Source organism: Shouchella xiaoxiensis, from assembly GCF_016907895.1.
Taxonomy (GTDB): domain Bacteria; phylum Bacillota; class Bacilli; order Bacillales; family Bacillaceae_D; genus Shouchella; species Shouchella xiaoxiensis.
In genome coordinates this window covers 595,057-609,587 of sequence record NZ_JAFBCV010000001.1, presented here as the reverse complement: position 1 = coordinate 609,587, position 14,531 = coordinate 595,057, and the positions used below count along the sequence as shown (strand labels likewise).

Sequence of the window (14,531 nt, the reverse complement as noted above, 5' to 3'; positions counted from 1 at the left end):
CACATGAGTCTAATTTCAAAACAAGGTCCTTGCTTCAATTGAATCGTGTAGTACACTATAGAAAAAGGAGTTTGGTTCGTATGAAAATTGCCATTATCATTGGAGCTTCTAAAGGACTTGGGGCTACTTTAACAAGCCAGTTACTAGAGCAAAACTATACGGTTACTGGTTTCTCACGCACAAAGCCAGAGGAAGCGATTCTTTCACAACCTACCTTTACTTATGTAGAATTTGACGCGAGCAATTCTCTTTCAGCTGCTTCCTCTTTTAGAAACGCATTAAAAAATTTATCTTTTGAAAAAACATCAGAAATTCATTTTGTCTATAACGCGGCAATTTTAGATCCTGTCGGAGCAATCGGTACGCTTGTTGAAGAAGCAATTGCAGCACATATTCAAGTCAATCTTACAGCCCCACTCTTGCTCGCAAATGCATTCCTAAACGTCACACAGTCTCTTGCAATCAATAATAAGAAAATGACGTTTGTTACATCAGGTGCGGCGACAAACGCACTACCAGGCTGGGCTTGTTATTCAAGCACAAAGGCCGGTTTGAACCGGCTTGTTCAAGCATTAGCAAAAGAACAAAAGCAGCAAGAATTCCCCTTCCAAGTTTGTGGCTTTAACCCAGGTATTATGGACACAGCTATGCAAGAGAGCATCCGTCAACTTGATAAGCTTGCTTTTCCTGAAGTCGAACGTTTCCAAGCCTTTCACCGCGAAGGTCAGCTACAAACTACAAAAGCCGTTGCAACAGCTTTAATGAACTGTTTAACAACCTCTAATTTTCCAGACGGACAAATTGTTTCCGTAAACGATTTTACAAACTAACAAGAGACAGAGATGGCCAGCCATCTCTGTCTCTATCACGTTGCCTGCACTACTTTTTGCACCCGTTGTAAAGCGCTTCTCATCTCAACGAATTCGTCTCCACTTTTTAATTCTCAGCAATTTCTGCTTTACGCTCGTATACACCAACTGCTAATCCCGTTAAATAAGCAGCGATGGCTTCCTGCCCTGCCAACCGGTACCACATGTGTTTTTACTCATTCCTTGATCAAAACATGCTTGTCCAAAAAAGACTGCGATTTGATCTCCCACAATTTCTGTAATTGATTTGTTTTCACCAATGACATGATAACCCACCGTCTGTGCATCCTCTTCAGACGACGACCTAACATCATCGATTTTGACACACCTAAGAGATTGAGTAGTTCATTCTCCCACTCAAGTGTATGTATATTAAAGAGGAGCGTTCGTTTAGCAGTGAAATAATCAGTTACATCCATGTTGTAGCCACTTTATATTCAGATTAACTATAAATCAATTGGTACAAAGAACCGTTCTCCCGGCTCTACTTTCATACACCTTTACATGTTGTTCTCACAAAATAAGGATAGATTTTAAGCGAACCATTTCTTCATAACTCTCTGTTTTCATGCACTACAAACTATATTGCGATTGCCTTGATTGCCAAACTAGCCCTTTATTAATCGGCTTCCCGGTTTCTTCCTCCCAGATAACCGTTGTTTACAGGTGATTTGTCATTCCACATGCTTTTAGACTACTATCTATTTCTATAAACACCCCAGATACATAAACTAATTTTGTATGCCACTTACTATTCATCAAGTTCAGGGAATTTTTTTCTAATTTCAGTGTATCTCCATTCTCCTTTTTGATTAAATATAATGTACCGCGTACTTGTTGTTCCTTGATCAATTGAAAGAGTGGCACTTGCTGTCAAGATGGTTTCTCTCCTTTTTAAACACGATGACTCTCTATTTTCATTCTCCAATCTACCATACTCTCTTTATGATTTGACTCTTGGTAAGACAACTTCAACTTTTGTTCCTTTTGTTATTGCACTTTTGTACGTTACCGTTCCATCCATCATTTCAATCATTCGAATCGAAACCATTGTTCCAATTCCTGTTCCAGATTCTTTTGTAGTAAAATAAGCAGTTCCCAGTTGCTTCAACTGTTCTTTTGTCATACCAGAACCAGTATCTTTAATTTCTATAATCGTTTTGTCTTTTGTCGCTTTTAAAAGAACAGTAACGGACCCTTGATCAGGTGTAGCCTCAATTGCATTCTTTACGAAATTAATTAAAGCTTGCTTCAGCTTGTTTTCATTGCTATTAATTTGAATCGAAGGCTTAATTGATGAATCAAGCAAAACCCCGTTTTTCTCAGCATATGGTGCAAGCAAGGAAACAACTTGTTCTACACAATTGTCCAAAGAAATTACCGAATTCTCCTGAGGCTTGGATGCATTTAGATATTCATAAATAATTGATTCCGCACGGTCAAGCTCACTTAATATGAGTTTATGATATTCTGCTTGCGATTTGTCTTCTGCAAGTAATTGAATAAATCCTTTAACAACAGTTAGTGGATTACGCACTTCATGGGCAATCGATGCGGCAAGTTCTCCCATCGTATGGTCTTTTTCAGCTGCCACCAGTTCAGCAATTATACGTTCTCTCTCTAATAATGTCTCAAATAAATGAGTGATTAAAAACGATGCCCCTGATAAGAAAAGCACATACTCCAAGCCTGTTGACCAAAGAGGCTCTTCACCAGCTGTTACGCCGGATTGTAAAAGAAAAACGGTAACAACTGTTTGAATTAATGAAGGAATAAGAGCAACAACCATAACAAACCATACGCGCGGCCATTTAGGTGGCATTGACGAAAACCGATGTGAGACAAAGTGAAACAGGATAGCCGTCACGACAATGAGAAGAATTCCCGTAATGAATAGATCGCCACCTAGCATCACTCTCATTAATACAGCAAATCCAACTACACCCCAACCTGCTCGTTTCCCTCCATAAAGAAAGGCAAGTAAAATCGGCACATAGCGTAAATCCCATTGAACACTCTCAATCTCAACAGAAAAAATCATGCAGAGAACAACAGCGCCGCTCATGAAAAAAAACATTGTGAGCGAGCGCTGAATCTTCCAACTACCTTCTGCCTTTAGACTGTAAATAAGCACAGGGATTAAAATGACAAATACATTAATAATTAGCCGTTCAATAACCATGCAAATCATATCCCCCCTCGCTTGATTTGCATATCACTTCGACATTATTTGCAACAATCCTCTATTCACACTTATAAAATTGTATCCATATTCTTCGAAGTTTGTAATTCGTAATAGAATCCCCGTTCATTCATCAACTCTTCATGTGATCCTTTTTCTGTAATCGTTCCTTCTTGTAAAACAATGATTTTATCTGCCGCTTCAATGGTGTTAAGGCGGTGTGCAATAACAAAGCTGGTGCGCCCTGCCATCAAGCGTTTTAACGCCTCTTGAATTTTCATTTCTGTAACCGTATCAATACTTGAAGTTGCTTCATCAAGAATTAAAATTGCAGGATCCGCCAGGATTGCTCTCGCGATGGAGATTAACTGTTTCTGCCCTTGGCTAATGCCTCCTCCGTCTTGCGTTAAGCTTGTTTTATAACCTTTAGGCAAATAGGAAATAAAACCATGCGCATTTGCCAACTTTGCCGCTTCAATCACTTCATCATTTGTCGCATTTAACCGCCCATAGCGAATATTTTCCATAATCGTTCCTTGAAAAAGAAAAGAATCTTGCAAAACAACTCCGAGCTGTTGGCGCAACTCTTCTTTCTTTAAAATCGTGATATCGTATCCATCTACTTCAATAACACCGCTATTCAGTGGGTAAAACCCTGTCAACAAATTAATAATTGTTGTTTTCCCTGCTCCAGTAGGTCCTACAAACGCAACCGTCTCCCCTGGTTTTGCCTCAAACGAAACGTTCTGTAACGTAGGTGTTTCTCCGTAAGAAAATCCAACACGCTTAAATGCAACATGGCCTTCTAAGCTTTTAACTGGGAGCGCGTTAACCCCATCTTCCTCTGGATGTTCATCCATAATGTCAAATACACGCTCTGCGCCAGCCAACGCCGATAATAGCGTATTAAATTGATTGGCTAAATCATTAAGCGGACGCGTAAACTGTCTTGAGTATTCAACGAAGATGACAATCATCCCAACCGTAATCCCTGCCGTTTGATTAATCGCGAATACTCCCCCAACAAAGGCAATGACAGCAAAACTTAAGTTATTTAAAACGTTCATCACTTTCGGAATAAAACCTGAGTAGGTTTGCGCCCAAAAGCCCGCTTCCCGGAGTGCTTCATTTCTCTCATTAAACCCTTCAATGACCGGTTCCTCTCGTGAAAACGTCTTTACCATCTGCTGACCAGCTATCGTTTCCTCAGAATAGCCGTTTAACCGTCCCAACGTGCGCTGCTGCTCTTTAAAAAACACCTGCGTTCGACGGGTAATCCATCTTAGCCCGTAAAACATAAGTGGAATAACAAGCATCGTTATCCCTGTCAAAACAGGTGAAAGGTAGAGCATCACCGCTAGAATGCCAACAAACGTCACTAAGCTAGATAGAATTTGAACGATAGAGGAGTTTAATGTAGCAGAGATATTCTCAATATCATTGGTGACTCGACTCATAATATCTCCGTGCTGACGTTTATCGAAAAAACCAATCGGCAACCGCTGAATTTGCGAAAATAAATCACTTCGAATCTCAAAAACGGTCGCTTGTGCTACTCGAACCATAATAAAGTTCTGAAAAAAAGTAGCGAGTGAGAGCGCAATATAGGAGGCTAGCAACAAGAGCAAGACGCTTCCTAGCCCATCAAATTGCATGGTGAGTAAATAATTATCAATGCTATAGCCAATTAAAAACGGACCAACCAATGTTAACAGTGAGCTTGCGACAACCAGTACCATAACAAATGCAAGTACTGGTTTCCGTCTACCTAAATAAGCCAAAATACGACGGGTCGCCTCTTTCCAATCTCTTGCTTTCTGCGCTTTTCCTGCCCTTGCTGCATGGGGATGTACCGGTTTATTATCGCTTTTCACAGAAGTTGAGCGATAGTTTCTCCAATCAATTTTCTTATAGTGGAACGGTTCTTTTAAAACTTTTAATAAAGACACTGCTATGCCTCCCTACCATACTGAGACTGATAAATCTTTCTGTAAAAAGGAGACATGCTCAATAACTCGTCATGACTACCGTATCCAACCATCTCACCATATTCTAAAAGTAAAATTCGATCTGCTTGTCTGGCAGTTGATAGTTTCTGCGTAATCATTAGAGTTGTACATGAATAGTTGTCTAATTCTTCGAGAAACAGCTGCTCTGTTTTTGTATCAAGCGCGCTTGTACTATCATCCAATAATAAGAGTTTTGGTTTACGTAGCAAAGCCCGCGCAATAGACATTCGCTGTTTTTGTCCACCAGATAAATTAACACCTTGCTGACCAACTCGCGTTTCATAACCGTTTGGCAACTTCTCTATCGTTTCGTGAATTTGAGCGACCTTTGCTGCATATATAACCTCTTCTAAAGATGCATCAGGTACCCCCCAGGCAATATTCTCTCGCACCGTACCAGAGAACAAACGGATCGATTGGGGTACATAGCCAATCTGTCTACGCAACGCTTGAATATTCCATTGATTAATTGAAACACCATCCAGTCGTATTTCACCACTTTTGGCATCATACAGTTTCGGAATGAGTTGAAACAAAGACGTTTTTCCCGATCCAGTTTCACCAAGTACAGCGACTGTCTCACCTGACTCAACTTGGAAATGAATATCTTTCAATGCATCTTTCGCTTGGTCTTCATAGGCGAAAAACACATGCTCAAACGTCAACTTCCCATCTAACTGAGGCGGTGTAGGTTTATTTTCACTTTCTTTTAACTCATCATCAGGCTCAAGCAAAACTTCTTCAATCCGTAAAGCCGAAGCTCGCGCTCGGGAGAAAACCATGATGATCATCGCAAAAACACCTAGTGCAGAGGTGATTCGCGTCGCATAGTTAACGATTGCTACAACATCTCCGACCATCGTTGAATTATCTGCAATTTGAAAACTGCCAAACCATAGCACGAGCAGAACCGATCCATTCATTAATAGCAACAGCACGGGCATTGTTAACTCCATTAACCGAAAGGCTTGAATCATTCGCTTTTTTAGCGCATCACTTTCATCAAAAAAACGCTGCATCTCATGTGCTTTCCTTACAAAAACACGTATTAAGCGGATGCCCGTCAAGTTTTCTCGAACGACATGATTCACACTATCTACCTTTGCCTGAACAAGGCCAAAAATATGTACACCTTTTTTTAATATCCATAAGAGAAAAAGTACGAGAACCGGGATTGTTACAAATAAGAACAAAGCCAGTTGAACATTAATTAATAGCGCCATGAACGCTCCACCTATGACAAGTAAAGGTGCTCGTGCCATGATGCGTAACCCCATAAAAATCGTGTTTTGAATTTGAGTAATGTCGTTTGTCAAACGCGTCATTAAAGATGACGTTGCAAAAGGCTGCAATTTCCCAAGGCTTGAACGCTGAATGTTTTTAAACATTGCGTTTCGCAAATCAAACCCTGTACTTTGACCAGCGTGACCTGCATAAAACGAGTTTAAAATTCCCGAAACAAATGCAATTAAAGAGAGCCCTACCATCACGCTTCCCCAAATAAGAACGGTTGTTAAATCATCTTGTAGAATGCCTTCATTAATAATTCGAGCAAGCAAAAGTGGTTGCACAAGCTCTACCGTTAGTTCAAGAAGCATGAATATAAAGGCAATAATTGCCACCGCTTTATACGGTAATAAATAAGAAAAAACGGTTCTCAACTCAATCGACCCCTCCAAAATACTACGGAACCCAAAATATCTTTCTTTAGTTTAGCTTATTTTTGCATTGTTCACTATCTTTTAGACAGAAAAAATTTCTAAGGTATCTCCTTAGAAATTTTTGTTAGATGTAAAATATGCTTAATTAATAGATTATTAGATTTGGCCTACCATAGCTAACACAATTACTCCGGCTACACTAACTAAGAACACTGCGGAAATTAACTTAACAAAGCTTGGGTTCACTTTCTCTCTCTTCTCCTTTTTTAATTATGATCTTTTCTTTAAGTATACAACGAATGATCCGTTAAAACCATGTAATAATCTACAAATCTTGTCAATTAATCATGACTTTAGCGAAGTCAGTTGATTAACAATTGACGATGTGATCTCATGAGCAAGTCGGACACGGCCAGCCCAATTCATTATTTCATCCTGTTCAGTCACTCGATTTTGCTCTTTATAACAAAGCCCGTCTAGAAAAAGGCTTGAGAACGTGGCTTCTGGCAGGAATCGTTTTACTACTAATGGCCACTCAGCATCGGTCATTTTCGCATCAGAAATAGGAATCTGTTTGACAATCTCTTCTAGCGCCCGCCTACTCATTCCAGCAGACCCAGCCGTCACATCGGCTTTCTGATTGATCGCCAGTGAAAAAACGTAATTCACCCATTTCTCAGTCTCCCGCCATTCAAGCGGATGACTTAAAAAAGCTTTCTCAGAGCGTCCAAGGATTGCGTAATCAAAACCCTTTATCAATTCTAATGTGACATTGAGCTCTGCTAAATCTTCTTCCATCCACGTGAATAAACGGTCTAAATCGCAATAGTGATAGGACAGGTTTTGTTGCTGATCACGCCATGCAAAGCGCAGCGCTTCTCTTCTAGCAAAAGCAGCACCTTTTTTGGCAACGCGGATAACCGTCACCCCATGCTCTTTTGCTATTTGCTCTAAGCGATGATCCGATTGATCACTTAATGCCAAAAAACAATTATGGTAGATTTGCTTCAGTTTCGGCATGTGAACGTGAAACGCTTTGAGAAAACGAGCTTCTGAATCATGCATCACCGTAACTAAAGTTGGTTTCATCCTAATCACTCCTCCCATTCATTATGGCACAACTTGATTAAACTTAGTTCTCTAGTAAGAAAAAAAAGGTACTGAAAGACAGCACCCTCTTACAACGGTTTAAAGCCTGTTTTTGCAGCTAATAAAGCCATTACATCATAACCTTCTTGATTTGGATGTACACCATCTCTCGATAGAAAACGCTGTTCATTTCCTTGAAACGCTCGATAGACATCGACAACTTTCACATGTCGGTTTTGTTCAAGCGTATACAAGCTACGGTTAAACTTTGACAAGTATTGATCGAGTAAAGGAATTGAGCCAAACGGATTATACGTGTTAAATACTCGAATTATATATGGCTTCTTACTCCCTCGCTTCTGATCAGTAACAAACGCAACAAGAGCATGTAAACAAGCACAAGCTCGTTCACTCGCCTGTATGGCTGGCTCTATTGAATTCGTTTGGCTTACTGCCATAAACGACTGAAGAAAATCATTCCCACCTGCTGTAATTGTTATTATATCCGCTTTGGCAATGGCGTTTCGATGTGTTTCCGCTAAACGATAAAGCTCTTTGGTCGTAAAACCTGAATGGGCCAATTTATGAACATGTACAGGCCTTTGTAAAGCTTGCTCGGCCATAAAACGATAAGGCGGCACAAAACCGCCCCTTGTTGATCCGACTCCGACCGTTAGTGAGTCCCCGAGCGCCAGATACTGGTATGCATTGCTCATCTCCATCCTCCTTCCAAGACTAGCTTATTCGTTCTTAAAAAGAGGGGGAACGGCGCACGATTAGTTTACAAGTAGAGGAGATGGTTTTTTTGTATACCAGAGCGTTAGATCATGAAGCGCACGTGTACAGCCTACATATAGCAGCTTTTTATGAAGCTCATCATTCGGGTAGTTCTGTTCATCAACATAAAGAAGCAAAACAGAATCAAACTCAAATCCTTTTGCCAAATATATAGGCATGACGGATAATCCACCACGATAGGTTTGGTCAGAAGCCTGTAAATGAGTTAATTTCACACCTGCCTTGGACAGCTGTTCATACACTTCCGCACTTTCTGCTTTTGTTCTCGTTAATATAGCCGCAGTCTCTGCCTCGTTATTTCGAGCAATCCAATTCTTAAGCTGTTCCTTTTCTTGCCGCTCGACAACAACTTCCTTGCCACTTCGAAATACTGGTTTTGCAAGAGAAGGACCATTCTCAAGCTGGGCAAGAATGGTGTTACTGAACTGAATGATCTCCATTGTTGAACGATAACTTCGTTCCATCTGAACATAGGCAATTTCTTTAGTTGAAAATGCTTCCTGAATAGCTAACCAAGTGGAAATACCTTCATTCCCATGAATGCCTTGGGCAAGATCACCTAAGATGGTAAATCCACCTTGTCTCGTTCTTTCTTTTAAAACGGCAATCATGAATGGAGAACTGTCTTGTGCTTCATCGATAACGATGTGATCAAACCGATCTTCTTTTTCAATTCCGCGCATCCTTTGATGAATGAATAATACGGGAGCTATGTCTTCATAAGCTAGCTGTTTTTTTCCTAAACCCGCTGAAACACTCATCCCTTCTTGCTTTAAGAAAGCTGTGTAATGTTTGATGTAGTTTGGCATGGCCCATGTACTCATGTAAGCCCTAAGACGCTTAAGTGCCTCCGACTTCATACTTTTTTGTTCTTTCAAATCATCAAACCACTTCACTTCTATTTCAATCCAGCGTTTCATGCGGGCCAGGAGCCGCTCTCGTTTTTTCAAAGGAGGTGAAGCAGCAAAATCTTTTTCAATCCATGTTTGAATTGTTTGATTGCCAAGCACCTTACCATCCCAAGCGAGGAAATCGTTTGTAGGAATGCTTTTTGCAATGGATTCGGTCATATACTGTTCGAGTTTCGCTTTAAATGCTAGCGACCCTTTTTGTTTTTGTTCTTTCTCCACTTGAGCTGGGATCAATCGTTCAAATTGATTCTCCATTCGTTCTACTAGTGGCTGAGCAGTAATCCCCTGACCGACTTCCGCAATGGCCCAATCCACAAACGTTCGTTGTGTAATGCCACCAACACCAAGCTCTGGTAATACATGTGAGATGTAATCAAGAAACATTGCGTTTGGTGCAAAAATAATCATTCTTTCCGCTTTTAATTGTTCACGATACTCATACAACAGAAACGCAAGGCGGTGCAGAGCAACCGTTGTTTTCCCGCTCCCTGCTGCTCCTTGAATGATTAATGGTTCCTTTAAAGCGTGGCGAATAATGGCATTCTGCTCTGCTTGTATAGTGGAGACAATGTCTTTAAGCTTGTTGTCTTTCTGTTCACCTAATTTGTATAAAAGAAACTCATCTCCCCCACTCGCTTCCTGCCCTTCCACATAACTATCGACTACGCGCTGAAGGGTACGAGATCGTATAACAATGTTGCGTTTTAATTGAATTTCACCCTCAACCACACCTTCGGGTGATACATAATAGACATCATCCTCACTGCCGGAAAAGGAATAGAATAAAGAAGAAACTGGCGCGCGCCAATCAACAATAAGTGGATCTCCTGTTACCTCATCATGTACACCGACTTTTCCAATGTATAAGGCCTTACCGTTGTTCTGTTCCCATTCTTTAAAATCAAGTCTGCCAAAATAAGGTTCAACTGTTGCTGACTTTAACGCTTCTCGTTGAAGCTCTCTCCGATCTTCAAGCACTTGTTGTGTAAAGTCTTCTCCCCGGTAACGAGGAGTCTGCTCAAGCGTATCTGCTAGATCATCAACTTGATTTAATGTTCTTTCTAACCGAGCTAATTCTTCCTTTACATTTGACACGTATTTCACTCCTCTCAAACTAATACTACTCTTTTATTTTGAAGAAAAAATAAAAAAAGTATAGACTTTTTCTTTTCCTTTTAGTAAGCTTTATATAGTTCAATTGCCAAAAATAAATATGACATAATATGGAAACTACCTACAAAATGTACGGTAGCTTTTTTTTGCCCTTCCACTATGATGTCAGAAAATATCCCAGTCTTTTTTTTACTGATTTACGAAAAATCTATAATTTCTCCAAACAACTTTTACAAAAATCGATTATACTAGACTTGTTTCCTCAAAAATCAGCAGTTAGTAGAGTCGTCAATAGCAGTTTTTTCAAAAAGTTAGCATAGATTTAAAACAGTCCATTTTCGCCCAATCAATTGATGTTATCACGTTTTTTGCTTTATTCATTTACAGCATCACATGAAAGCGGTAAAAACGGTTCTTGACGGTTTTACAAACTCTATCTACAATAATCGAGGAAGCTACATTTTAACCAACTTTTAGGGGGATCTACAATTGAAGAAAAAGGTTTTGGGTTCAGCGTTTGTAGCAGTAACAGCTTTATTGTTAGCAGCATGTGGCGGCGGAGATGAAGTATTTGAACCGACTGACAAATTACGTGTTCAGTTTGTTCCTTCACAAAATGCTGAAACACTAGATGTCATCGCTCAACCACTGGAAGATTTACTTTCAGAACAATTAGATGGAATTGAAGTGGAAGTGTCTGTTTCTACCGATTATCCATCAGTTATTACAGCACTAGGGTCTGGAGCTGTAGATGTTGGATTCTTACCTCCTAATGCATATGTCACTGCAAAAGAGGAAGGTTTTGCAGAGGTAATTCTTCAATCGCTTCGTTATGGAGTAAATGAAGAAGATGGTTCGCCTACAGACGAACTCGTTGAAGGCTATAAATCTCAATTTTTAGTGAGAGCGGACTCTGATATTGAAACAATTGAAGATGTCGCTGGTACAACAGTTGCTTTCCAAGGAAGATCATCCTCTGCTGGTTATGTATGGCCTGCAGGAGCTTTACTTGATGCTGGAATTGACCCAGAAGCAGATGTAAATGCTGTAGAACGTCAAGGTCATGACCAAGCAATTCTAAGCTTACTTGATGAGTCGGTTGATGTTGCTGTTACATTCCAAGATGCACGGAACACTGTTGCAAATGATTTCCCAGATGTATGGGAAACAACACGTGTTATTGCAACAACAGAAATGATTCCAAACGATACCATTTCTGTTCGTGCTGACATGTCTGAAGAATGGCAAGAAAAGCTACAAGATGCATTTATCGCCATCGGTGAGAGTGAAGAAGGTCGCCAAATTATCTTTGATGTATACTCCCATGAAGGTTATATGAAATCAGAAGATAGTAATTTTGATATTGTTCGTCAATATGCCGAAGAAATTGAATAAACTATTCCTATATTTAATTTAAATTAAGCTCGTTGAGCCCGTCCATCTTAAATGTGCGGGCTCTCAATTTATATACTTACTATTCAATAGATGATTTATGAAGAAAGTTGGGACGTAATGATTGAAATTAAGAATGTGTCCAAGACGTATCCAAACGGCACAAAAGGTTTACAAAATATTAATCTAACAATTGAGCAAGGTGAATTTGTCGTTATCGTTGGTTTATCTGGAGCCGGTAAGTCAACCTTACTTCGTTCGATTAACCGCTTAAATGAAATTTCTGAAGGTGAAATTTTAATTAATGAGCAGTCAATCACTAGTGCAAAAGGAAAATCATTACGGCAGATTCGTCAACAAACATCAATGATTTTTCAAAGTTTTAATTTAGTTAAACGCTCTTCTGTTCTTCGCAACGTGTTATCAGGACGTGTTGGTTACCACGGTACGATTAGAACGGTATTAAATCTATTTCCAAAGCATGACGTTGAACTAGCTTTTCAAGCATTAGACCGCGTCAACATTATTGAAAAAGCCTATTCAAAAGCTAGTGATCTATCCGGAGGCCAACAGCAGCGTGTAGCCATTGCCCGAGCCCTTGCACAGGAGCCGAGCGTAATTCTTGCCGATGAACCAACCGCTTCGCTTGATCCGTTAACGACGAAACAAGTAATGGATGATTTAAAGCGAATTAATCAAGAAGATAAGATTACGACAATCGTTAATCTGCATTTCATAGATTTAGCACGTGAGTATGCTACTCGCATTATCGGTTTACGGGCGGGGGAAGTTGTGTTTGATGGTCCTGTTTCAGAAGCGACGGACGAGAAGTTTGCGGAAATCTACGGACGTCCGATTCAAGAGGATGAGCTTTTAGGGGAGGATTTACATGAGCCAGCCACTCCACCAGCAGATATCTAAGCCACCTAAAACAAAGCTTTATACTTCACTTCTACTTATTCTAGCAGTAATTGGAACTAGCGCCTGGTATATAAACGCAAACCCTCTAATTTTAATTCAGCGCGGCGACCGTGCCTTTGATATTATTTTTAGAATGATTCCGCCTGATATGACATTCTTTTTTAATGCAACATCAGCTATGTTAGAAACAATTCGGATGGCATTAATTGGAACGACATTTGGTGCAATACTTGCAATCCCTATTCTTTTTTTCTGTGCTGCTAATGTTGCAACACCTGTATGGATTCACCAGCCATCACGTATCCTTTTAAATGCATTAAGAACGGTTCCTGATATTTTACTAGCTGCTATTTTTGCTGCGATCTTAGGCTTTAACACATTAGCCGGTATTGTAGCGTTAAGTATTTTTTCAATTGGAGTTATTGGAAAGTTATCTTATGAAGCAGTAGAAAACATTGATAAAGGACCACTTGAGTCAATGACATCGGTTGGAGCAAACAAAATACAGTGGATTGTTTTTGGCGTTGTTCCACAGATGTTGCCACAGTTCACGTCGTTTGTTCTTTACACATTAGAAATCAATGTACGTGCTGCTGCAATACTTGGTATAGTAGGTGCTGGTGGTATTGGGCGACTGTATACAAATGCCTTAGCCTCTTATTCATTTGATCAAGTTTTTGCTTTAATCTTATATACATTAATTGTGGTATTAATTATTGATTTTATTAGCTTAAAAATTCGGGAGCGCCTAATATGAATGATTTAAGAAGTAAGGTTCAGAAACCGAAGAGAAATTGGATAAAAACAGCTGTTATAGTCCTAGCGCTTATTTCGCTATACGTTTGGGGTTTTGCGGGGATAAATTTTTCTGGTATTTCACCAAATGCTGGTACTGTAACCTCTGCCATCTTAAATGGTTTTATTAACCCAGAATGGGATTATATTTATCGTCCTGGTCAGGAAGATTTAATTCAAAATTTACTTGAGACGTTTGCTATTGCTTTAGTTGGTATTACACTTTCTATTATTCTTTCGTTCCCTATCGCTTTCTGGGCAGCTCGAAACTTAAGCGTAAAACGAATTATATCAGGGTCAGGTAAATCCTTCTTAAGTTTTTTCCGTACCTTTCCTGATATCGTAATGGCACTAATCTTCATAGCCATTGTTGGTCCAAGTCCTTATGCTGGGATGCTTGCATTAGGCGTTAGCGCAATGGGGATGCTCGGTAAACTTTATGCTGAGGAAATTGAAGCAATTGACCCTGGTCCATCGGAAGCGCTCGTAGCTGCCGGTGCTAACAAACTTCAAGTGCTCTTATTTGCGGTTGTACCACAAGTTCTACCTGGCTTTATTTCTGCCACGCTTTATCGATTTGAAATAAACCTTCGTTCTGCCGCTACACTTGGAATTGTAGGTGCTGGTGGTATCGGTGCCCCGCTTATCTTTGCAATAAATGGTCGTAGCTGGGACCGTGTAGCCATTATTTTAATTGGCTTAGTTGTTTTCGTATTAGTTATTGATCTAATTTCAAGTGCGTTGCGTAAAAAAGTTATTTAACGTACTGTTATAGTAAGAAAGCTTACGCT

At 39.9% G+C, this 14,531-nt stretch carries 12 protein-coding genes; 5 read left to right on the top strand and 7 right to left on the bottom strand.

Features of this window, described 5'->3' with window-relative positions:
- Positions 1–80: 80 nt before the first annotated feature.
- On the top strand, positions 81–830 hold the full coding sequence (locus JOC54_RS03140) for an SDR family NAD(P)-dependent oxidoreductase (protein ID WP_204464342.1): 750 nt from the start codon (positions 81–83) through the stop codon (positions 828–830).
- A gap of 790 nt (positions 831–1,620) precedes the next feature.
- On the opposite strand, the gene JOC54_RS23120 is transcribed toward JOC54_RS03140, so the two are convergent.
- The 7 genes from JOC54_RS23120 to JOC54_RS03110 form a co-directional block, all read right to left on the bottom strand.
- Positions 1,621–1,746 (bottom strand): hypothetical protein, encoded by a 126-nt coding sequence (locus JOC54_RS23120; protein WP_275582672.1) that lies wholly within the window; start codon positions 1,744–1,746, stop codon positions 1,621–1,623.
- Between the two features lie 66 nt (positions 1,747–1,812).
- A complete protein-coding gene (locus tag JOC54_RS03135) occupies positions 1,813–3,051 on the bottom strand; it encodes an ATP-binding protein (protein ID WP_204464341.1) in 1,239 nt (412 codons plus the stop codon).
- Positions 3,052–3,122: 71 nt separating this feature from the next.
- Positions 3,123–5,000, bottom strand: a complete 1,878-nt coding sequence (locus tag JOC54_RS03130) for an ABC transporter ATP-binding protein (protein WP_204464339.1) — start codon at positions 4,998–5,000, stop codon at positions 3,123–3,125.
- Between the two features lie 2 nt (positions 5,001–5,002).
- Positions 5,003–6,721: an ABC transporter ATP-binding protein gene (locus JOC54_RS03125; RefSeq protein WP_204464338.1), complete on the bottom strand. Its 1,719-nt coding sequence runs from the start codon at positions 6,719–6,721 to the stop codon at positions 5,003–5,005.
- A gap of 345 nt (positions 6,722–7,066) precedes the next feature.
- Positions 7,067–7,810 carry a hypothetical protein gene (locus tag JOC54_RS03120; RefSeq protein WP_204464336.1) on the bottom strand — a complete coding sequence of 248 codons (744 nt, stop codon included), beginning with the start codon at positions 7,808–7,810 and terminating at the stop codon, positions 7,067–7,069.
- A gap of 89 nt (positions 7,811–7,899) precedes the next feature.
- Complete coding sequence (locus tag JOC54_RS03115; RefSeq protein ID WP_204464335.1) at positions 7,900–8,526, bottom strand: GDSL-type esterase/lipase family protein; 627 nt, start codon at positions 8,524–8,526, stop codon at positions 7,900–7,902.
- Between the two features lie 60 nt (positions 8,527–8,586).
- Positions 8,587–10,614 (bottom strand): HelD family protein, encoded by a 2,028-nt coding sequence (locus tag JOC54_RS03110; RefSeq protein ID WP_204464333.1) that lies wholly within the window; start codon positions 10,612–10,614, stop codon positions 8,587–8,589.
- Between the two features lie 507 nt (positions 10,615–11,121).
- On the opposite strand from JOC54_RS03110, the gene JOC54_RS03105 reads away from it, so the two are divergent.
- The 4 genes from JOC54_RS03105 to phnE (JOC54_RS03090) all read left to right on the top strand — a co-directional run bounded on the left by JOC54_RS03105 (position 11,122) and on the right by phnE (JOC54_RS03090) (position 14,502).
- The gene (locus JOC54_RS03105; protein ID WP_051991486.1) at positions 11,122–12,027 is read left to right on the top strand and encodes a phosphate/phosphite/phosphonate ABC transporter substrate-binding protein; all 906 of its coding nucleotides are present in this window, start codon (positions 11,122–11,124) and stop codon (positions 12,025–12,027) included.
- A gap of 117 nt (positions 12,028–12,144) precedes the next feature.
- A complete protein-coding gene (gene phnC / locus JOC54_RS03100) occupies positions 12,145–12,945 on the top strand; it encodes a phosphonate ABC transporter ATP-binding protein (protein ID WP_035419623.1) in 801 nt (266 codons plus the stop codon).
- Positions 12,914–13,702 (top strand): phosphonate ABC transporter, permease protein PhnE, encoded by a 789-nt coding sequence (gene phnE, locus JOC54_RS03095; protein ID WP_035419543.1) that lies wholly within the window; start codon positions 12,914–12,916, stop codon positions 13,700–13,702. Before phnC ends, phnE (JOC54_RS03095) begins: the two co-directional genes overlap by 32 nt.
- On the top strand, positions 13,699–14,502 hold the full coding sequence (phnE, locus tag JOC54_RS03090) for a phosphonate ABC transporter, permease protein PhnE (protein ID WP_204464332.1): 804 nt from the start codon (positions 13,699–13,701) through the stop codon (positions 14,500–14,502). The genes phnE (JOC54_RS03095) and phnE (JOC54_RS03090) overlap by 4 nt, the downstream gene beginning before the upstream one ends.
- Positions 14,503–14,531: the final 29 nt, after the last annotated feature.

Coding starts and splice junctions, on each gene's coding strand:
- JOC54_RS03140 (WP_204464342.1), top strand. CDS start 81: ATGAAAATTGCCATTATCATTGGAGCTTCTAAAGGACTTGGGGCTACT.
- JOC54_RS03135 (WP_204464341.1), bottom strand. CDS start 3,051: ATGGTTATTGAACGGCTAATTATTAATGTATTTGTCATTTTAATCCCT.
- phnE (WP_204464332.1), top strand. CDS start 13,699: ATGAATGATTTAAGAAGTAAGGTTCAGAAACCGAAGAGAAATTGGATA.
- phnE (WP_035419543.1), top strand. CDS start 12,914: ATGAGCCAGCCACTCCACCAGCAGATATCTAAGCCACCTAAAACAAAG.
- JOC54_RS03120 (WP_204464336.1), bottom strand. CDS start 7,810: ATGAAACCAACTTTAGTTACGGTGATGCATGATTCAGAAGCTCGTTTT.
- phnC (WP_035419623.1), top strand. CDS start 12,145: ATGATTGAAATTAAGAATGTGTCCAAGACGTATCCAAACGGCACAAAA.
- JOC54_RS03115 (WP_204464335.1), bottom strand. CDS start 8,526: ATGAGCAATGCATACCAGTATCTGGCGCTCGGGGACTCACTAACGGTC.